Raw genomic sequence first — 20,823 nt, 5'->3', positions numbered from 1 at the left:
TTTCGTAGCATATCGGCTAAAACAGAAAATTCATGCTAAAATTGTATCTTAATCACACAAAAAACAAGCAACTCATCCTTTTTAATACCAAGATCACATTAAATACATTATATATTTGTACTATATTGGATATACCAACTACATTAGTAGGGTCTTAAGGCGGAACCGTATTTCCCCCAAGATTACTTGGGATACATCAATGGACACTAGAAGGATTTTCCAATGTTAAGTGCAATACAACGCTTAGGCGGAGCCATGTTTACGCCCGTACTGCTCTTTCCCTTTGTTGGGATTATGGTTGGGCTGACTATCGTACTCAAAAACCCCATATTTGTAGGTGATTTAGCCAACCCAGACGGTTTGTACTATCAAGTCCTGTTTATTTTAGAAGAAGGCGCTTGGACTCTATTTCGTAATATGCCCTTGCTTTTTGCGGTAGGCTTACCGATTGGTTTAGCAAAAACCGCACATGCACGGGCCGTATTAGTAGTGATGGTCTCTTACCTTACTTTTAACTATTTTATCTGTGCGATGGGGACTCAATGGGGTACCTTCTTCGATGTTGACTTTAATCAAGCCATCGGTGGAACCTCCGGGTTAACCGATATTGCAGGCATAAAAACATTAGATACCGGTATTTTTGGTGCCATCATTATCTCAGCCATCGTTACCGGACTGCATAACCGTTTTTTTGATAAACCCCTACCGGCTTATTTAGGCATTTTCCAAGGAACAGCATTCGTTGCTATTGTTGCTTTCTTTACCATGCTTCCTGCTGCATGGGCCACTTTATATATCTGGCCTTCTATTCAACATAGCATTTTAGATTTACAAGGGTTTTTGGTCAGTTCTGGATCTTTTGGTGTGTGGCTTTATACCTTTTTAGAACGCATTTTAATCCCGACGGGCCTGCACCATTTTATCTATGCCCCTTTTGTCTTTGGTAATGTCGCAACCCCCAACGGCATTTATGTCGACTGGTTTGCCGGGTTAGAAACCTTTACTCATTCGACACAAGCCATTAAAGATCTTTTCCCCGCTGGTGGTTTCGCTTTGCATGGTAACTCCAAAGTGTTCGGTTGCAGCGGTATCGCTCTCGCGATGTATCATACGGCTAAGCCAGAAAACCGTAAAAAAGTAGCAGCGTTACTGATTCCCGCGACACTGACTGCCGTCTTTGTTGGCATTACCGAACCGTTAGAGTTTACTTTCCTCTTTATCGCACCTTGGCTATTTGCCGTCCATGCTTTGCTGGCAGGTACCATGTCAATGGTGATGTATATGTTTGGTGTCGTCGGCAATATGGGTGGAGGATTAATTGAAATTATCACCGGCAATTGGGTTCCACTACTCGGTAGCCACACTTATATGATGATCACACAAACCGTCATCGGGTTATGTTTCACGGTAATTTATTACGTTACCTTTAAATTTCTTATTATCAAATTTAACGTCGCACTCCCCGGCCGAGATGGTGCCGAACTCAAGCTACGCACTAAGCAAGACTTTAACGAAAAACACGGCATCAGTAATAAAGCAGCCGCCTCCACCACGCCATTACATATTCAAGCCATTGAAACCATTGAAGGGCTTGGTGGGATAGACAATATTACCGAACTCAGTAACTGTGCCACTCGCTTACGCGTGACCGTGCAAGACCCCCAGCTAGTCGCTAACGCTGATTATTTTATGGAAGCTGGAGCGGTCAATGTCGTGAAAAATGGCTGCGCAATTCAAGTCATTATCGGTTTACATGTACCGCAACTGAGAGAAGCGTGCGAACAAATCATCCAACAAACACATAAGCATAGCGAACAAAGCCCAATAGCAAGCTGTTAACGTAATGGTGATTCTCTTGTCATTCATTTGCGGCAGAGAATCCCACTCATTTTGATTTTATTGCAGGGCGTGCTTAACACCCTGCCTCCTGGAACGATTTGCCGTGATCGCAGCCAATCGCACAGGAATAGACACTGATTAACTAACGTGAGGTTTAACATGAACAAAGCATTCTCTATCGTAATCGCAGGTGGTGGCTCAACATTTACGCCAGGTATCGTCATGATGTTATTAGAAAATCAAGCACGCTTTCCCATCCGTCAGTTGAAGTTTTACGATAACTTTGCCGAGCGCCAAGAAGTGGTTGCAAAAGCCTGCGAAATACTGCTAAAGGAACGCGCTCCACACATCCAATTTTCCTACACTACCGATCCTAAAGAAGCTTTTACTGATGTCGACTTCTGCATGGCACACATTCGTGCGGGTTTGTATGCGATGCGTGAGCAAGACGAAAAAATCCCACTCAAACATGGCTGTGTCGGCCAAGAAACGTGTGGAGCCGGAGGTGTAGCTTATGGGCTGCGCTCTATTCCAGCCGTTATCGAGCTGATCGATTACATGGAAAAATATTCACCTAATGCTTGGATGCTTAACTACTCAAACCCAGCAGCGATCGTTGCCGAGGCTTGTCGTGTCATGCGTCCAAACTCAAAAGTATTGAATATCTGTGATATGCCAATTGGTATCGAGACCCGTATCGCGGAAATTCTCGGCTATCAAGATCGTAAACAGTTTGATGTGATGTATTACGGACTCAATCACTTTGGTTGGTGGAAAGAATTTAAGGATGGAAAAACTGGGGAAGATTTATTGCCTCGCATCAAAGCATACATTAAAGAACATGGTTATTTGCCGCCTAGTGCGCTTAGTGGTGCTCAACATACCGATGAATCTTGGAAAGAGACCTTCATCAAAGTGCGCGATGTATACGCACTTGATCCAGAAACCATTCCGAACACCTATTTAAAATATTATCTCTTCCCTGATTATGTGGTAGAGCATTCCAATAAAGAATACACCCGAGCCAATGAAGTCATGGATGGTCGTGAAAAAGAAGTCTTTACTGAATGTCGGCGCATTATTAAAAATGGCACAGCTGTCGACACCAGCATTGAAGTGGAAGAGCATGCTTCTTATATCGTCGACCTTGCTACCGCGATCGCGTTTAATACCAAAGAGCGCATGTTACTTATTGTTCAAAATAATGGTGCCATCAGTAACTTTGATCCAACGGCAATGGTTGAAATTCCGTGTATCGTCGATAGTACGGGAGCAAAACCACTACAAATTGGAGCTATCCCCGAATTCCAAAAAGGTATGATGAACCAACAAGTCTCGGTCGAAAAACTCGCCGTACAGGCCCATGTCGAAGGTTCGTATCAAAAACTATGGCAAGCGCTAACCCTGTCAGCCACCATCCCCAGTGCTGCGGTTGCCAAAGCGATTCTCGACGATTTAATGGAGGCTAATAAAGATTACTGGACAGCTCTAAACTAACCCCCCATTTTTTCTGATTAAGCATCCCTTCTCTATTTGAGAAGGGATTTGTTTTTTAATTTGTAAAGAAAAAATACAACCAGCCAAACGATACCATTCACATATTTAAAATAAAATAATTTAATACTACCAATTGTGTTTAATCATCGATCTTGATTATAAAAATAAAGACCCAATTTATTCCATTTTAAATAACCCACGTCCATCACAGCCAAAAATAATAATTTAATTTAGAGTTTACAGTATTATTTTTATCAATAACCATTTAGGTCGAGTTTTAAAATAATCAAAATCCAACGATTATATTTAAAAACAAATATACCCAAACAACTTGGAGTTGCAGGTAGGCGGCAAGTGAGTGAATCCCCATGAGCATAGACAGGCTATGTGATTGGGGTGAAAGAACGTAGCCAACACTCCTGCGGCTTCAAGTAAGAAGGGTATAACAACCTAATGGACAAAACGATGAGCCTAACATGCATAAAATAAAACTCGTGGCACTATCAGTGCTGTGCGCCCTGCCCGCCCATGGGCAAATCATTATCTCTGAAACAACCGAAGGTTCTGGGCTCAATAAAGCCATCGAACTGACCAATATTGGTTCAGAATCGATTAACCTCAGTACTTACAGCATCAAACTTGCTTCGAATGGAGCCAGTGACTGGACAAGTTCGCCTTTAGTACTGGAAGATCACAATCTATCACCCAGACATACCTACGTCATTGCTCATCCTGATGCCGACGCCGCACTCGTCAGCAAGGCAAACCTGACAAATAATCAGGTCACCGCTTTTAATGGCGATGACATTATCGGATTGTTTAAAGAACAACAGCTGATTGATATTGTAGGTACTCTCGGCATTCGTGAAAACTTTAACCAAGACACGTCATTACAAAGAATCGATGTCACACCGAATACCACATTTAATCCTGCACAATGGCATAGTACGGGCGTGAATAATGATTGGCAGCATATTGGGATAGCCCCCGATTACGATGATGATTTTACGCCAAGCGAGCCACCAGTGCAGGCCATTCGCAAGACCATTATGGAACTACAAGGAGATGGCTGGGCCTCACCTTATACCGATCCCGCAAAAGGGCAATATCAATCAGAACAAACCTTCCAAGTGAGTGGCGTGATCACTCATATACAAGATAATGCCGACCTTGGGGAAGATTTGCCCCAAGGCTTTTTTATCCAAGATCCACAAGGGGACGACAACCCGAACACTTCAGATGGCCTCTTTATTCAAGGCCCAACTCAAGGCGGTGTGGTCGGTGACCTGATCGAAGTAACAGGAAACGTAATTGAGCACTATGGCTCAACCCAGTTTATCCCTAGCGCAGAAAGCCGCATTCTTGATCACGGATACTCTATTCAGCCGACTGTCGTAACACGATTAAACTCAGATCGATATTATGCGCAAACGCTGGAACGGCATGAAGGCATGCTGGTACGCTTCACGGCAGAATCAGACATGCATGTTTCTCGAAGCTTTGCCTTCGACCCTGGCCCACAACGTTACAATATGGTTTTGGCTTATCAACAACCAAACGAGCACCCTCATCACCGTAACCAACCCGGTAGCCAAGCGGCAATCAAACAAGCCGATTGTAATCAGGATCAACAGTTAATTGTTGAAGCCACCCAAGCAGGCACCCCAGAAACCCCGATTGCTTGGTACCCTGATATAAGCCAATCGAGCGATGGACACTCTGACAATCACCTCACGATCGGTGATCAGGTAGCCAATTTGCAAGGCATCATTGGCTATTCCCACTCCGACTACCGCTTGTTCATCACTGAAGAGGCCACATCAGCATCATTTAATCCGGTCGCCAAACAAAATAGCCCAGGTTTGATCGAAGGCAATGTCAAAGTCGCCACCTTTAACACACAAGGGGTATTTACCTCTCGCGTTAATGGCCCGCGTAACCCGGCGATAGATAACGACAGCCCCAGTGGTTTTGTCACTGGTGGAGCCAATAATCAAGAGGAATTGGATTTACAAGTCACAAAAATTACCGCCGCGATTAAGCAGCTCAACCCAGATATCGTCGCCCTTTTACAAGTCGAAAATAACGGTTACAGCGCTCACTCAGCGATCGGCTATTTACTCAACCGCCTCAACCAAAACCAAGACCCACACCACACTTATCAAGTCGCTAAGTTAAGTGACACCTCAAGTGACTTTGTGGGAGAAAATGCTACTGCTAGCTTTATTCTCTACCGCCCTGCACTGTTTAAGTTCAAGCAGCTTGAGTTATTGGCCATGCCCGGAGATGATGATTTGGCGATCGCCATGAACGATACCTTACTCGCGACATTTGACCTCAACGCCAAAGACCAACCGACCACGTTCACGCTCGCAGTTGCTGATTTAGTGGATAGAAATCAACACTGTTCTCAACCCACAGAAACACAAGGTGGCTGCTCAACACTACGTGAGCAAGCGAGTGAAAAAATTGCCCAAGCACTCGAGCAACACTCCGGACATAAAATCCTGTTAGGCAGTTTCCACGCTTATCCGAAAGAAGATGCGATTACCAGGCTCACTGGGCTCAATAACATGGCAAGCGCACCGTCTAGCGCTCATTACCTTGATAGCACGACCATTCGCGATACGTCTAATCCACACTATTCGGTTGAAAACCATGCGGCATCCGGTCGAGTGGATTACATCTTCATCTCGCCATCACTGACCTCACAATTTATCGACTCCGCGCCTTGGGCCATCAACGCCAATGAATCTGAGCTTTGGGACTACCAACACAAAACCGCCAATACCAGTTGGCACCGATCCTCTCGCCATGATCCGGTTCTATTAAATCTGAATTTTGAATTAGATGAACGCCAAAGTCCGGAAGATAACTCATCCGAGAATCCCTCTGCGGAAACCGAGCAGAGCAGTGGTGGTAGCCTTGGCTTAATAAGCCTGCTGTTATTCGCTTTAATGACCATCCGCCGTACTCGTGGCACACAAGCCTAATTGGATAGATAGAGATCAATGAACATGAAAAAACTCGCATACGTTGCCTTACTTATCAGTTGCCATGCAACGGCTAACTATATCCAAGCGGATCACCCCCATGTGATTACCCCGTTTTTCTCAACCTGCATCACCGATAGCGGAACCGTAACTCCGCCCCCTGTTCCCTCTGACGTTTACAACCCGAACGGTTATTATGATGCAGCACTCGACCAAACCGGCCAAACATTGAAACAGGCATTAAATGGCATCATTTCTCAAGGCCATATTAAACTGAGCTATACCAACAATAGCCCTGATGCCATGGATGTATGGAAAGCATTAATGATTACAGATGAGGACCCTTATCAATCAGATCATGTCATTTTACTGTATACCGGACGCTCGCAGCTAAAAACTGAGCGCTCAGGCCAAGGCTCCCTCGGACAAGACAATTGGAACCGAGAACATCTATGGCCAAAATCTCATGGCGGCTTTAATAACAGCTCCGCGTATGCTTACACCGATATCCACCACCTTCGCCCTAGTGATGAGTCGATCAACAGTGAACGCGGTAGTTTAGAATTTAATGAGGGCGGAGTGCCCACTAAAGAGTCTCCAGAAGCTGGCAACAAAAAAGATCCACAACGAGGCACGTTTGAACCCCGTGATGCTGTAAAAGGAGATATCGCGCGAAGCATGTTTTATATGGCCACGCGTTATGAAGGCAAAGACCCTATCACGCCAGATCTAGAAATCAACGTTGGCAATCATTCACCCACTTCTCACCTTGGTGATTTATGTATCTTGCTTAAATGGCATAAGCAAGATCCGGTGGATGATTTTGAAAAACAACGCCACGAGAAAATTTATTCCATACAAAACAACCGCAATCCTTTTATTGATAACCCATTCTGGGTTGAAGAAATTTTTTCTAGCCCTGAATGCCCTTAAGTGCGTTTGTCGTTCTCCTTTCATCCCCGCGCAAGCGGGGACCCTCGCCACCCCCCTTTCCCTAGCTCCTGAATAATCTTTGCGTTATGATTGCAAAGCTAACAACATCAGAGGCTTAAACATGAATATCCTAGTCACCGGAGGCATGGGCTACATCGGTAGCCACACCTGTATTCAACTCCTTCAAGCCGGTATCACACCGATTATTCTCGACAACCTATACAACAGCAAAAAATTGGTGCTTGACCGCATTACCCAAGTTACTGGTATTACCCCTAAATTTTATCAAGGCGATATCCGCGACAGCGCACTGCTCGAACAAGTTTTTACCGAACATACTATTGATAGCGTGATCCATTTTGCCGGTCTCAAAGCTGTGGGAGAATCGGTCGAAAAACCACTGATGTATTACGAAAATAACGTTGCAGGTACCTTAAGCTTAGTCCGTAGCATGGCAAAAGCAGGGGTTAAAAGTTTAATTTTCAGCTCTTCTGCCACCGTTTATGGTGATCCCGCCAGCGTCCCGATCCGCGAAAACTTCCCCACATCGGCAACCAACCCTTATGGACGCAGTAAATTGATGGTGGAAGAATGTTTAACCGATTTTCAACACGCCAATCCAGACTGGAGTATCACGCTACTGCGTTACTTTAACCCGGTTGGCGCACATGAATCTGGCTTACTCGGTGAAGACCCACAAGGCACGCCAAATAACCTCCTTCCCTTTGTCGCCCAAGTTGCTGTAGGCCGACGCGAACAAGTCGGTGTTTTTGGCAATGACTACCCAACACCGGATGGCACCGGTGTCCGCGATTACATTCACGTGGTCGATTTGGCTGATGGCCATTTAGCCGCGCTGAATAAAGTAAGCCAACGTGCTGGAGTGCATATTTTTAACCTCGGCACCGGAAGTGGCCATAGTGTGCTTGATATGATTGCCGCCTTTAGCAAAACCGTCGGCAAACCGATTGCTTATCAAATTCAAGCACGCCGCGCAGGTGATATCGCAGAATGCTGGGCAGACCCAAGCTATGCAGAACAAACGTTAGGTTGGAAAGCAACGCGCAGCTTAGCAACCATGGTCGAAGACACCTGGCGCTGGCAGTCAAAAAACCCGAATGGGTATGAAGGCGAGTAAGGTTAATGGTTAATGATTAATGATTAATGATTAATGATACTAACGTATTCGCTCTTATTCCCCTCCCTCGGAGGGGTGCCCGAAGGGCGGGGTGGTTGCTAAAGCTAATGAAATACGATTAACTTTTCAGGTACTGGTTTTTAAGACCTGCGCTACTTTTCCTAGAATCTACTCTTCTCTAGAATCTGAGTTTAAAACCACCCCGTCAGGCTCTGCCTGCCACCCCTCCAAGGGAGGGGAATTTAAAAAACATGCTCGCCTCTACTCCCCTGCGGAGGGAATTTAAAAAAACATGCTCGCCTCTACTCCCCTGCGGAGGAAATTTAAAAAAACATGCTCGCCTCTACTCCCCTGCGGAGGGAATTTAAAAAACATGCTCGCCTTTGCTCCCCTGCGGAGGGAATTTAAAAAAACATGCTCGCCTTTGCTCCCCTGCGGAGGGAATTTAAAAAAACGTGCTCGTGAGAACTAACGCAACAAATAACACATTCGCTCTTATTCCCCTCCCCCGGAGGGGTGCCCGTAGGGCGGGGTGGTTACTGAAGCTAATGAAATTAATCAGAATAACCACAAGCCAAAGTCACAACTGAGCCATCAGAACCAAGGTTTAGAGCCATTAACATAAATGTTTTCAAAATCTTCATCTGATTTAGTGAGATAAATAATAAACTCAACAAACGCAATGATACCAATGATCATTGACGGAATACCCAGCAGAATAAACCCAAAAATAAACCCTAGCAGCATAATCCAACCTTGCTTTTTATAGCCAAGGTAAAATTTATGCACGCCGAACGCACCAAAGAAAAAGGCCAATAAAGCTGCAGCGATTTTTTTTGAAGAGCCAGAGGAGACAGAAAGTGGGTAAACAGAAATAGATTGATCCCCCTCGACAGAAAAGTCGACCGCTGCCCCAACCTTAGGAAACTGGCTACCTTTCCATTCAGACATCGCTAATTGATAACGCTGTCCATCTTCACCCGAAATCAGCCCTAAACGCTGCGATTCATTAAAGTCGATGATAGTGCCTTTCATTTACGTGATACCTCAAATAAGAATAAAGATGCGTATTTTTACCAATTAAACCAAATATGTCTATAAAATCAGTGCGCTTTGTTGAATTTAGATGATTATCACTCTATTTTTAGGTGCACCAAGTTGGTGAGCACTCTAACATAGCAAAAATAGAATTCACCAATGACAGCCGTGTATTTATTGCGCTATACTCATTTTCATATTGATTCGCAGGCTTTATCTCTTCCATTCTTATTAAAATAATTTCCTATGACTGATACGTTAAATGGCTCAATACAAAATCGGCAGAATAGCACAACTGTCATAACCTTATCTGAATCAGAAGTGGATTCTGCTCAAAAAATTGAAGAACAATTAGCAAAAGACACACTCCTTATCTATTGTCCGGATGAAGATGTTGCAAAACTAAGTAACCTAGTTTCACGCCATGCCGAGCTTAATGTTGAAATCAACAACTATAGAATTAGAGATTTCAAAAATAAAACACTTTGCCATTTTAGAAGCTCTCACCTCACAAAAGATCAGCAAGCCTTTTTGATTGCAGCAACTGAGCTAGGAGGTTGGGTCGAACCCTTAGTCAGCTTTTTAGACCGTAAACTCGGTTATACCGAAACAGAACTGCTGCACAGTGGTTACTTCCTCCATCAAAAAGCTTTTTCAATATTAACTAATCGAAAAAATAGTTGGGAAAAACGTTTTATTGATCTGTTATTTGTATTTGCTCTTGCATGGGTCGCAATACCAATTGGGCTGTTGACCGCACTGTTCATCAAACTTGAATCACCCGGACCTGTTTTTTTTAAACAACGTCGAACGGGTCAATACAATAAAGAATTTGATGTAATTAAATTCCGCTCAATGCGCAATGATGCAGAAAAAGATGGCGCTAAATGGGCGACAAAAAATGATGCTCGAGTGACAAAAGTAGGAAAATTTATCAGGAAAACACGAATTGATGAACTACCGCAACTCATCAATGTGTTAAAAGGTGAGATGTCGATGGTGGGCCCTCGACCAGAGCGCGAGGTTTTTATCAGTGAATTAGAAAAAGAGATTCCATATTACCGGTTTCGCCATGCAGTAAAACCCGGTGTCACAGGCTTGGCACAAGTCAAATACCCTTATGGAGCATCTATTGAAGATGCGATTTGGAAACATAAATACGATATTTACTACATTAAACATCAAAACTGGAAGATGGAAATAAAAATTCTCTTGCTTACCGTTAAGACTGTATTGTTTGGGATGGGGAGGTAACATGCTCCAACCATACCGCTAAGGCTAAGTGATGACGACACCATTAAACCCAGCCACTTCTAAAGCACCAGCAAAAGTTTGCTTTGTCGCAACCTCACCATGAATCAAATGGATTTCTTGTGGCGGCTCCGCAATTCCTTTAATAAACGCGAGTAATTCAGATTGATCCGCGTGGGCGGAATAGCCGGACATGACATGAATACTGGCTTTCACTTCGATCTCTTCTCCATCAATACAAATCGATTTTTCACCCTGGGTAATGGTTCGACCTAAGGTTCCCTCCGCTTGAAAGCCGGCAAAAATCACATCGGTACGCTCATCTCCCAGCAAGGCTTTTAAATATTCAACAATTCGCCCGCCTTGGCACATTCCTGATGCGGCCACCACAATCGCGGGTGCACCGGTTGAGGCGAGACGATTGACTAGCGCCTGATGAGTACGATAATCAGTAATTTGTATGCACTGATCGAAAGCCAGCGGATGACGATGCATCTCTAAACGCTGCTTTGCCTCCTCTCCCCATAGGGTTTTAAAGCGGCGATACGATTGGGTGACTTGTTGAGCCATGGGTGAATCAAGAATAATCGGAAGATCGGCATCAATTTTGTGCTCAAAGATCAAGCGTTCAATATCAAACAGTAATTCTTGGGTACGGCCAACACTAAAGGCAGGAATTAGGATGGTGCCACCATTTTCTAATGAGCGCTGAATAATCTCGCGTAACTTCTCAACTCGGCCAGCCACATCATCGTGATTTCGGTTGCCGTAAGTGGTTTCAATGATCAGATAATCTGCCCGCTGCGGCGATTGTGGATCAGGCAATAATGGCGTATTACTCGGCCCTAAATCGCCTGAAAACACCACCACTTCACCGTTAGCTAAACGCAGCTCGACATAAGCGGAACCAAGAATATGCCCGGCTGGTTGAAAGCGAAGTTGCAGTGAAGCCTGAGCCTGACGATGAGCTGAAATGGTGGCCCATTCGCCATAGCAACATGGTTGTAAACGCTGTTTTATGATGTCTAATATTTGCTGAATTTGCTGGCGATTTAGGCCTAATTGCAATTTAAGTCCATCTTCTAACATTAACGGGATCAGTTCTGCACTGGCTGGCGTACAATAAATTGGCCCGGTAAAGCCTGCGGCAAGCAACCACGGCAGGCGACCGATATGATCAATATGCGCATGCGTCACAATCAGCGCATCAATATGCTCCACTGGAAAGTCCAACTCAATATCTCGGGCATCTTTACCTTGAAACATGCCACAATCGATCAACACTGCCACACCATCGGCGCGCAACTCATGACAAGAACCGGTGACCGTATGTTTACCGCCATGATGAAGTATTTGCATATCCTTTGCCTTATTCTGAAAATGAATACGCAAACACTAGCATAATGCATGTAAAACAAGATGGGGAGGAAAAGAAAATTCGAGCCAGTTGGCAGGAAATCCACCCTACTTTGTGCAACTTATAAGTCGCCAAGACCACCCCGTCAGGCTCTGCCTGCCACCCCTCCAAAGGAGGGGAATTTTGTGCAGTACCAGATGGTGAGGTGATCGATTTATTCACTACCAACGTTGTGTTTTTAATTCCCCTCCCTCGGAGGGGTGCCCAAAGGGCGGGGTGGTCGGCAGCGTCCCCGTCATTCAAGGGCTCCGAGAACCTTGCTTAAGTACTTCACATCCATCGCGCACTTCATTCGTTTGCGTTGAATGCCGCCCTTAAAGCTCGTTTCTTGCTTTAAAAGGTTCAAACATACCTGTCTGATCCTTGAAAAAGCCTCTGCGCGATCATCGACTCGAATGCGACATGCATCTTCTCTAAAAGTAACATCAAGTTGCCAGTGCATCGACTCAATTCCCCAGTGAGAACGCGTTGCATCATGCAACTCTTTCGCACTGAGTTTCTTCGAGCTGATGTAGAAGCGAACAGACATGTCTTGCTCTGTCGCACGCTCTTCTGTTTTACGCATGTTGACCATGATGCCAACACTTTTCAGATTTGGCCATTCAAGCTCTAAATCACCTAAAAATGACAACTCATTCGTGACTAATGCACAGCGTGTTTCCTCACGGCCATGCCCTTTTTCTTGGCTCGCATAACTGTCGCCCTCTGCAAACTCCTGCAACATCGAAGGGCGATAAAACTCACCTATCGCTTTCTCTAACGAGCCTTGGTTTCCCTTTACAGCAAGTAAGTAATCGGCATTTTTATCGATTATCTTTTGCGCTATTTTTCTCTGACAACCCACAGCATCAATCGTCACTAAGCAACCAGAAATATTTAGCAATTCCAATAACTTCGGTATTTCTTTGATTTCATTGGTTTTTTCATTCACCTTAGATTGGCCAAGACAAAGCCCTTGCGCGGTTGCAAATGCATTGACCATATGAATTGCAGAGCGTTCTTCAGATTTGTTATAAGAGCCGCGTACCGTTTTTCCATCAATGGCAATGACTTCACCATCTGTGATTTGATGGCAATCTTTCATCCAACTAATGAACGCTTTTTGCATCGCTGACGGGCTCACCATGCCCATAACGCGCGCGATAGTATCTGACGACGGAATACCATTCTCAAAATCACCCAATGATTTAAGAAAATCGATTCGGCTTTCACCAAAATCACAGATACCTTCCCAGGTATCAAAACCGGAGAGCACACCACAGATCGTCAACAAAATAATGTCTGACAATTTGTGTTCTACCTTAGCGGCTTGACGGTAATCTTTTATTACTTCGAAATGCATAAATGGGTTCGTTAAAGTGGTCATAATTTGGCTCCGTTTAAGTACAGAACCATTAAAAAACACTCAAAATGATCTACAAATTGATCCTTAATGAGTTTCCAATATTGTGATGAATGCTAAAGAAATACCTTGTAAATTAGAAAATACTAATTTGACGAAAGCCCTTTAAAAATGGGCATGTTCATGCGATTTCCCTGATGGGCATATTCATGCGATTTCCCTGAATAGAAAAAGTATAATTAGTGATGAAAAATATTTATTAATTTTTATAAATACTTAGAATACTGGATGACAGTGATCATCGCACTTCACTAGTATTTTTTACTTCTCGAACGCAAAACTCCATTAATTGCATAGTGAGAGAAGTAATACACTGATTTAAACAAGCTTAACTTCTCTACTTCACGATATAACTTCCAATTATACTGCGCAGCCTTAAGTTTATTTGATGAAATGGAATCTTTTCGTATACGGTATTTAGCTAGAGGAATATTTAAGCCATATGCCGAATCACATTTTTTTAGAATACGTAACCACAAACCAAAATCTTGTCTCTTTCTTATCAATGGCATATATACTTTACCCAGCTTCTGGGTATCATAGATTGCCGTTAAGCAACCAATCACACAGCATTTTAGTAATTTTTGGTATGTCACTTTTTCAGGGACATCAACCTTACCGATATTGACCCCTTGCTCATCAACTTTATGATATGCAGAAAAAGAAAATGCTATATCGTTCTTTTGCATAAAACTTATTTGTGTAGCTAACTTCTCTGGCTCCCAAAGATCATCACTGTCTAAAAATGCGATATAACGCCCTTGAGCAGCCTCAATAGCCGTATTACGCGCTATCGCAGCTCCTGAATTTTCATTTAACTGTATTAACTTAATTCGTGAATCTTTTTCTATATGGGATTTGATGACGGAAACAGAGTTATCAGTAGAACAGTCATCAACGATAATCATTTCCCATTCTGAATACGTTTGAGATAAAACAGAGCTAATAGTTTCAAAAATATAGTTGGCGCAATTATAAGAAGGAGTAATAATAGAAACCATCATGGTGTTTTTTTCCTTTTTAAAGACATACTCCATAAATCAATATACATTTGCATGGATTTTTTTACATCAAACCGGTCTTGAATAATTGACTTTGCTTGAAATATGATTTTTTGAGAGTGTTTTTTATTATTTAAACAATTCATGATTAAATCTATTCCAGACGAAAAATCTCCCTTATCTACAACATAACCAGATATATTTGATTCTATTAACTCGTTAATCCCTTCAGTTTGAGTAGTCAAAACAATACACATTTGATACATAGCTTCTTTAACAACATTTGGCAAACGTTCAGAGGGATAACGTGACATAAGCAAAAAAAAATGAGAGTTTGACATAAGTTTAATTAACGTTATTTGGTTAATGTGACCTAAAAAAACAACATTTTTACCACAGCCTAAGCTATCAGCAAGTTTAATCAGCTCGCTTTTGTATGGTCCATCACCTGCGATATTTAAAGTAGCATTGGGATAAAATTTAGTTATATGATTAAATATTTTTATTACATCATCTACCCCCTTTTCTTCAATCAAGCGTGATGCTGATAAAAATCTTGGTGCATCTGATGAATTAAACTTATCTAGAGTTCCCTCGTATGGAAAATCAAGCCTCGTTCCGCGTAAAATAACCTTTACACTTTCGGAGTCGATTCCCATCTCTTCAAGTATTTCTAAATTAGCTTTTGAGTGTGTAAATAAAACATCGGCATTTTTTGCTAAGGCAGCACTACCAGGATAGTTAGTTACTAAATCATGAGCGCCTAAGAATTGAGACACAACCGTATCTGGCATATAGCGTTTAACCAAATATCCAATCATAGAAGGATAGTGCCCCCAAAAAAGGTGAACAACATCAGGATTTTCTTTATACAGTTTATTAAAAATAGATAATGCTGATGGTAATAAAATAAAACTCTTTAATAGATGTTTAGGCTTATTTAGACAATTTGACAAGATCCACCAGCAAAGAGAAAATAACACTGCTGGGTGTATAAAAAAAAATCCAAGTGACGATAAAAAATTTGATAATGAAAAATGTGATACTTCTAAGTCTTTATGCCCTCTTTCCTCCATTAGTTTATTAAATTGAGGGGGTTTAAATCTCATGCAGTGAACAGAAACTTTCTCCCCCTTGGTGCGTAACGTTTCCACATCCAAAGAAGCAAAAGTCTCAGATGGTACGGGAAATTGCATTGTAATGTATGAAATTTTCAAGTTAATTACCCTTTTTTATCACTATTTGATAGTAAGATGCAGCCACCAAACCTAAAAGCATGTAGTAAAAGAATGAGGTTCTAGCCTGCTCAGTAAAGTTATTACCTATAGATAAAAGTGGGATGGTCATAAGCCATAAAAATATTGCCATAAATAATGCATAAGATTTTGATTGATAGCCTAAAGATTTTATAATTTTAAAACAGAAAAACAACGTCAGGAGAAGCAAGTGAAAATATAATATAACACCAATCAAACCATACCTATAAAAAAAATAGTTATATATCGATTCAACAAATTCCATTTCATCTTTTGCTGGGCCATTACCAAACAACATAATAAATGGGTTAACTATTGCTTTATCTAACGCGAACAAGAATTGCTCTAATCTCGTACCTGCAGAACCACCAACCTCTCCACTCTCCAGCAATCTAATAAATTGACCAGTCAAGTAACTAAAGTTTTCAATTAAATAAGGTATAGAGACAATAAAAGATATAACAAGAAAAATAAAGAAAAGGTAAAAAAACAGTAACCTAGAATTAATTCTAAACGTTTTTAACTTGAAGCCAGAGTAAGTCAAGAACAAGGGCATTATTAGAAAAAAACCAACAATAAATCCAGCAGCAACCGATCTAGATTGTGGGAGTACAAACATAACAACGGATAACAAAAAAAATGGTAAATACACTAATCTATCATATAAGAACTTTATGAAAAAATAATAGATAAAAAATGTCATAAAAAAAGCATAGTCATACGGATTAACAAAAGGCACCGAGACTCGTCTTGTCCGAATGTTATGTGACTTAGTATACAACTCACTGATCGAATCAAATATTCTAAAAAAATGATTCAAGCCAAAAAGCACTATAATTACAAATATAGCCAAAATAAGCTTCTCAAAGTATTCAACACTGTCTTTTTTTGAAAAATACATATAACCAAATAGAAAAACTAATATATAAAGTATTGGTCGATATAATTCAAAAAAGTCTCTCTCAATTATAGTTATCCCACCAAAAAGTAGCCCAAACACCATCGATACTGGAATCAAAAAAAGAAAAAAAAGAAGGGGATAGAGATATAGTAGTCCTATTTTTTTATGTACACTATTTTCAAATGAGAAGGTAAACCTCTTGCACATCAGCAAAAAAGAAGCAATAAATAATATTAACGCTCCATTTACAACCAAAATACCAGCACTACCAATTTTGTTATGAAAAAATGGCATCGCTATTGCGTAAAAAAATAGAAGTGAGAAAAAAGCATTTATACTTAGCGACATACGCATAAACCAAAAGCTCTCATTAATAAACAAGAAACGGAAAGAAGAAAACCATGGACATTCCACGGAAATCGCATGAACATCCCCGTCATTCAAGGGCTCCAAGAACCTTACTTAAGTAGTTTACATCCATCGCACACTTCATTCGTTTGCGCTGAATGCCTCCCTTAAAGCTCGTTTCTTGCTTTAAAAGGTTCAAACATACCTGCCTGATCCTTGAAAAAGCCTCTGCGCGATCATCGACTCGAATGCGACATGCATCTTCTCTAAAAGTAACATCAAGTTGCCAATGCATCGACTCAATTCCCCAGTGAGAACGCGTTGCATCATGCAACTCTTCCGCACTGAGTTTTTTCGAGCTTGGGTTCGTTATTGTCGTCATAATTTGGCTCCGTTTAAGTACAGAACCATTAAAAAACACTCAAAATGATCTACAAATTGATCCTTAATGAGTTTCCAATAATGTGATGAATGCTAAAGAAACATTTTGTAAATTAGAAGATACTAATTTGACGAAAGCTCTTTGAAAATGGGAGTATTCGTACGATTTCCCTGTGGACCCTGACCATACTATTGCCAATATTTTTAACTATAAATTATTTATAAATTTTACTAATTTGTCACTATGAAAGTTTGATGAAAAATTCACAATCTTATTAATATCAAGCTTTTTAAAATTATTTAGTACAAACAACTCTATTATTTCATCTTCAGAATTTACTAGATAACCATTTTCATCATTAATTATTGCCTCTCTTACACCTGAAGAATTCCAGCCAAGTGCAGGGCAGCCACATGCCTGCGCTTCTATATAAACTAAACCTAAGGACTCTTCATAATTAGATAGCAACCAAAAAAGGTTAGAGTTCGAATAAATTCTAGGAAGCTTATTTCTTGGCACAGCACCTAAAAAAATAATTCTCTTAGTTAGTTTTTTTTCACTAACTACATTTTTCAAATACTCTAAATCTTCACCGTCTCCAACTATTAACCAATATATATCCCTTTTAAAGTTATTTACTAGATTTTCAAATATATTTATTTTTTCTAAATAACCTTTCCCAAATACTATTCTGCTAACAGAAACCAGTAAAAATGCGTCATCTGGAAGACCCACATCAGTGCGAAATGATTTATCAATGCTGGGTTTAAACAATTCTTGATCAATAAAGTTATGTATTACAACAATTTTACTCTCTAAGCTAAATAAACCCGTATAGTTAACGAACTTATCTTTCATAAAATCACTAACAGAAATAATTTTTTTACACTTATTCAAAGCACGTAAATATGTGAGCTTAAATAAGCTTAACTTTCTTATCAAAGTTGGATTTATAAAAACTGTCTCAGGCTCACTTCCATGTAATAACATTACACACTTAGTTAATAATTCGCTATTAAAGAATAAACCTGCTGTATATGCCGCTCCAACATCATTTAATATAATCAAATCAAATGAATCCCAGTTAGCAGCATAACGATAAGATAAAAACCAAAATCGATTTTTTGCTTTAACCCTAACCACATGAAATATTTTGGAATCGGAACGCAAGTTATCTTCTTCCGTTAACTGTGTTAACACAGTTATGTCATGACCAGCCGCTGATAAGCAATGTGCATACTCTTGAGCAACAATACCAGCCCCTCCTATTTTAGGTGGGTATTCATGAGAAAATATTAATATTTTCATAGTATTTCATCTCTTAAGATGTCAAGCACATGTTTGTGAGTAGATGCATCTGCTTTTAAATAAAAGTTCTCGAACGCACTGATTTTTTTAGAGATCTTATAAGGCACTATTTTCAATCCTAAGCAATGGCAAAGTATAAGTGCGTGCATTCTCCCTGACATGACACTATCGCAATTCTTTGCAATATCAATGAATTCATACCAGTTTTCTGTTTTAACCAGTTCAACTCTGCCAACATGCTTAGCACTCAACAGCTTAAAAATACTCACAGCAAATTGATAATCGGCTAATGTAGTTGCAGTGATAATAACCCCATCGTCTGGATTATCAAATATGATACTTTCAATCTCGTCTATCCACTTATTTTCATATTTTTTATAATCAACAAAATTATATCCCATTTCCTTGTAGTACCGCTTAAATACCTCATATTCAACTGGACATATTAAGTGTTTACTCGATGTGCTTTTGCATATCTTTCCTGACATAAAGTACGCTATATCTGGTGAATATTCAGCTTTCTTACCAAAAATAGCTCTCAAGTTTTCTTGGCTTTTAATATCTCTTAAAAAAAACTCATCAACAAAATAAAATGCAAAACGATAAATGATTTTATCTACTAATGAAAACCTCTCTCCAACACCTACAGATACTATCTTAACCTTCGTTCCATAAAGTTTAAAGAATAAGGCATATAAAAACATTGAGGCAGAAAAAGATCCGTTAGACAAAATTAATTGCCCACCTCCAATAATAGCCAAGTCATATTTATTTTTTGCTATAGCATTAGCTTTACCTGCGTTTTTTAAAATAAGTAAAAACGGCTTTAAATAAATCGGCAATCTAATCAGTTTTTTTTCATTAACTTTAACTACATTTTGTTTTTTCAATGATGTTCTAAAAGAAAAATCAGCTTTATCAACTAGATAGTTGTCACCTTTTTTGCAGAAATGTTCCATTTGATCGGAAATCGCTTGATCACCAATATTATCGGAGAACATTTCATTTACTGTAATTATTTTCTTTATCAAAAAGTACCTCTATCTTCAGTATGGGCAACGATGATTGATTTAATAAATTCTACACGACATTCCCGTAAATAAAAGCTTCCTAATCACGGAAATCGCATGAACATCCCCGTCATTCAAGGGCTCCAAGAATCTTGCTTAAGTAGTTTACATCCATCGCACACTTCATTCGTTTGCGTTGAATGCTAAAAAAATACCTTGTAGATTAGAAGATTCTAATTTTACGAAAGCCCTTTAAAAATGGGCATATTCATGCGATTTCCCTGCCCTTTAAACACGCGCATGTTCATGATTTTTCACTCCCCTATGAAACAAACACCTTAATAAATTGTTTATTTCTGTTGAAGTAGTATTTAATATTTTCAATAAACGTATTTGCATTTTTTTTATGAGCTAATTTTCGGCATGTATTTTTATAAGTATTTAACTTTTTAATTACATTTTTATCTTTGAAAGTATTTGTAATATTAGTATCATGACGCCTGTAGTAAGCATAAGTATTCGTAGTGTACTTTATCTTTCCATGTTCTAATGCTTTAATATAATATAGCCACTCCCCAAAATTCCTATACGTTTCATCCCAACCTTTAGTTGCTTTAAAAATACTAGTCCTGTGAATCATGCCACAACTACTTATAAAGTTGTCTAGCGATAATTCAAATAAACAATTTTCTGTTTTTTTCTCTTGAATTATATCATTGCGAGAGAAACCGTTTTCATTACCTATACTGTCTATCAATATACTGTTACAATGAACGCCTACAATATCGTCGTTAAACTCTGAAATCATTAATTCTACATGGTTTTTTGGTAATACATCATCATGCCCAAGTAGTATAAAGAACTCACTATTTATTTCATTAACACCTTTGTTAACATTTTTTGCAATACCTACATTTTTCTCATTAAAGATAAGTTTCACTCTGTCTTTATAAGATAAAAGTAAGTCTCTAGTCCCATCCGTGGAGCCGTCATCTATGATGATGACTTGCAAATTTTTGTGGGTCTGCTGAAGGCAGGAATTAATTGTTTCTTCAATATAATGCCGACCATTAAAAGCAGAAATTATAATACTCACACTATTAAGCATA

The 20,823-nt window shown here is 40.2% G+C and carries 16 protein-coding genes; 6 read left to right on the top strand and 10 right to left on the bottom strand.

Going from position 1 to position 20,823, the window contains the following annotated elements:
• Positions 1-222 precede the first annotated feature (222 nt).
• The 5 genes from FKN05_RS12220 (at position 223) to galE (ending at position 8,400) form a co-directional block, all read left to right on the top strand.
• Positions 223-1,839: an alpha-glucoside-specific PTS transporter subunit IIBC gene (locus FKN05_RS12220; RefSeq protein ID WP_099610777.1), complete on the top strand. Its 1,617-nt coding sequence runs from the start codon at positions 223-225 to the stop codon at positions 1,837-1,839.
• 159 nt (positions 1,840-1,998) lie between these two features.
• The gene (locus tag FKN05_RS12215; protein WP_161433921.1) at positions 1,999-3,336 is read left to right on the top strand and encodes a 6-phospho-alpha-glucosidase; all 1,338 of its coding nucleotides are present in this window, start codon (positions 1,999-2,001) and stop codon (positions 3,334-3,336) included.
• Positions 3,337-3,812: 476 nt separating this feature from the next.
• Positions 3,813-6,329 (top strand): ExeM/NucH family extracellular endonuclease, encoded by a 2,517-nt coding sequence (locus FKN05_RS12210; RefSeq protein ID WP_170887651.1) that lies wholly within the window; start codon positions 3,813-3,815, stop codon positions 6,327-6,329.
• A 24-nt stretch (positions 6,330-6,353) separates the two neighbouring features.
• Positions 6,354-7,262, top strand: coding sequence for an endonuclease I family protein (locus FKN05_RS12205; RefSeq protein ID WP_170887650.1), 909 nt, complete (start codon positions 6,354-6,356; stop codon positions 7,260-7,262).
• A 121-nt stretch (positions 7,263-7,383) separates the two neighbouring features.
• Positions 7,384-8,400, top strand: a complete 1,017-nt coding sequence (gene galE / locus FKN05_RS12200) for a UDP-glucose 4-epimerase GalE (RefSeq protein WP_170887649.1) — start codon at positions 7,384-7,386, stop codon at positions 8,398-8,400.
• Between the two features lie 594 nt (positions 8,401-8,994).
• Here galE and FKN05_RS12195 read toward each other — a convergent pair.
• Positions 8,995-9,435, bottom strand: a complete 441-nt coding sequence (locus tag FKN05_RS12195) for a TM2 domain-containing protein (RefSeq protein ID WP_099610780.1) — start codon at positions 9,433-9,435, stop codon at positions 8,995-8,997.
• Positions 9,436-9,684: 249 nt separating this feature from the next.
• Between FKN05_RS12195 and FKN05_RS12190 the strand changes: the two genes are divergently transcribed.
• Positions 9,685-10,692, top strand: a complete 1,008-nt coding sequence (locus FKN05_RS12190; RefSeq protein ID WP_170887648.1) for a sugar transferase — start codon at positions 9,685-9,687, stop codon at positions 10,690-10,692.
• 24 nt (positions 10,693-10,716) lie between these two features.
• Here FKN05_RS12190 and FKN05_RS12185 read toward each other — a convergent pair whose 3' ends face one another.
• The 9 genes from FKN05_RS12185 to FKN05_RS12145 form a co-directional block, all read right to left on the bottom strand.
• Entirely contained in the window at positions 10,717-12,048 is a 1,332-nt protein-coding gene (locus FKN05_RS12185; RefSeq protein ID WP_170887647.1) for an MBL fold metallo-hydrolase, read from the bottom strand.
• Between the two features lie 293 nt (positions 12,049-12,341).
• The gene (locus FKN05_RS12180) at positions 12,342-13,472 is read right to left on the bottom strand and encodes an ISAs1 family transposase (RefSeq protein WP_170887646.1); all 1,131 of its coding nucleotides are present in this window, start codon (positions 13,470-13,472) and stop codon (positions 12,342-12,344) included.
• Between the two features lie 287 nt (positions 13,473-13,759).
• Positions 13,760-14,512 carry a glycosyltransferase family 2 protein gene (locus FKN05_RS12175; RefSeq protein WP_170887645.1) on the bottom strand — a complete coding sequence of 251 codons (753 nt, stop codon included), beginning with the start codon at positions 14,510-14,512 and terminating at the stop codon, positions 13,760-13,762.
• Positions 14,509-15,726, bottom strand: a complete 1,218-nt coding sequence (locus FKN05_RS12170) for a glycosyltransferase (protein ID WP_170887644.1) — start codon at positions 15,724-15,726, stop codon at positions 14,509-14,511. Before FKN05_RS12170 ends, FKN05_RS12175 begins: the two co-directional genes overlap by 4 nt.
• Position 15,727: 1 nt before the next feature.
• Entirely contained in the window at positions 15,728-17,110 is a 1,383-nt protein-coding gene (locus FKN05_RS12165) for a hypothetical protein (RefSeq protein WP_170887643.1), read from the bottom strand.
• Positions 17,103-17,435, bottom strand: a complete 333-nt coding sequence (locus FKN05_RS12160) for an ISAs1 family transposase (RefSeq protein ID WP_346656359.1) — start codon at positions 17,433-17,435, stop codon at positions 17,103-17,105. Before FKN05_RS12160 ends, FKN05_RS12165 begins: the two co-directional genes overlap by 8 nt.
• Positions 17,436-17,603: 168 nt before the next feature.
• Positions 17,604-18,704: a glycosyltransferase family 4 protein gene (locus FKN05_RS12155; protein ID WP_170887642.1), complete on the bottom strand. Its 1,101-nt coding sequence runs from the start codon at positions 18,702-18,704 to the stop codon at positions 17,604-17,606.
• On the bottom strand, positions 18,701-19,735 hold the full coding sequence (locus FKN05_RS12150) for a polysaccharide pyruvyl transferase family protein (RefSeq protein WP_170887641.1): 1,035 nt from the start codon (positions 19,733-19,735) through the stop codon (positions 18,701-18,703). The genes FKN05_RS12155 and FKN05_RS12150 overlap by 4 nt, the downstream gene beginning before the upstream one ends.
• A gap of 301 nt (positions 19,736-20,036) precedes the next feature.
• Positions 20,037-20,822, bottom strand: a complete 786-nt coding sequence (locus FKN05_RS12145) for a glycosyltransferase (RefSeq protein WP_170887640.1) — start codon at positions 20,820-20,822, stop codon at positions 20,037-20,039.
• Position 20,823 lies beyond the last annotated feature (1 nt).

Origin of the sequence: Vibrio sp. 1-1(7), assembly GCF_013048485.1 — a bacterium.
GTDB lineage: Bacteria > Pseudomonadota > Gammaproteobacteria > Enterobacterales > Vibrionaceae > Vibrio > Vibrio fujianensis.
The sequence above is the reverse complement of the archived record's forward strand: the minus strand, read 5'-3'. Positions and strand labels throughout refer to the sequence as shown.

Bases quoted from the DNA above. Each gene is read 5' to 3' on its own strand.
- FKN05_RS12220 (WP_099610777.1), top strand. From the start codon at position 223: ATGTTAAGTGCAATACAACGCTTAGGCGGAGCCATGTTTACGCCCGTA.
- FKN05_RS12215 (WP_161433921.1), top strand. From the start codon at position 1,999: ATGAACAAAGCATTCTCTATCGTAATCGCAGGTGGTGGCTCAACATTT.
- FKN05_RS12210 (WP_170887651.1), top strand. From the start codon at position 3,813: ATGCATAAAATAAAACTCGTGGCACTATCAGTGCTGTGCGCCCTGCCC.
- FKN05_RS12205 (WP_170887650.1), top strand. From the start codon at position 6,354: ATGAAAAAACTCGCATACGTTGCCTTACTTATCAGTTGCCATGCAACG.
- galE (WP_170887649.1), top strand. From the start codon at position 7,384: ATGAATATCCTAGTCACCGGAGGCATGGGCTACATCGGTAGCCACACC.
- FKN05_RS12195 (WP_099610780.1), bottom strand. From the start codon at position 9,435: ATGAAAGGCACTATCATCGACTTTAATGAATCGCAGCGTTTAGGGCTG.
- FKN05_RS12190 (WP_170887648.1), top strand. From the start codon at position 9,685: ATGACTGATACGTTAAATGGCTCAATACAAAATCGGCAGAATAGCACA.
- FKN05_RS12185 (WP_170887647.1), bottom strand. From the start codon at position 12,048: ATGCAAATACTTCATCATGGCGGTAAACATACGGTCACCGGTTCTTGT.
- FKN05_RS12180 (WP_170887646.1), bottom strand. From the start codon at position 13,472: ATGACCACTTTAACGAACCCATTTATGCATTTCGAAGTAATAAAAGAT.
- FKN05_RS12175 (WP_170887645.1), bottom strand. From the start codon at position 14,512: ATGATGGTTTCTATTATTACTCCTTCTTATAATTGCGCCAACTATATT.
- FKN05_RS12155 (WP_170887642.1), bottom strand. From the start codon at position 18,704: ATGAAAATATTAATATTTTCTCATGAATACCCACCTAAAATAGGAGGG.
- FKN05_RS12145 (WP_170887640.1), bottom strand. From the start codon at position 20,822: ATGCTTAATAGTGTGAGTATTATAATTTCTGCTTTTAATGGTCGGCAT.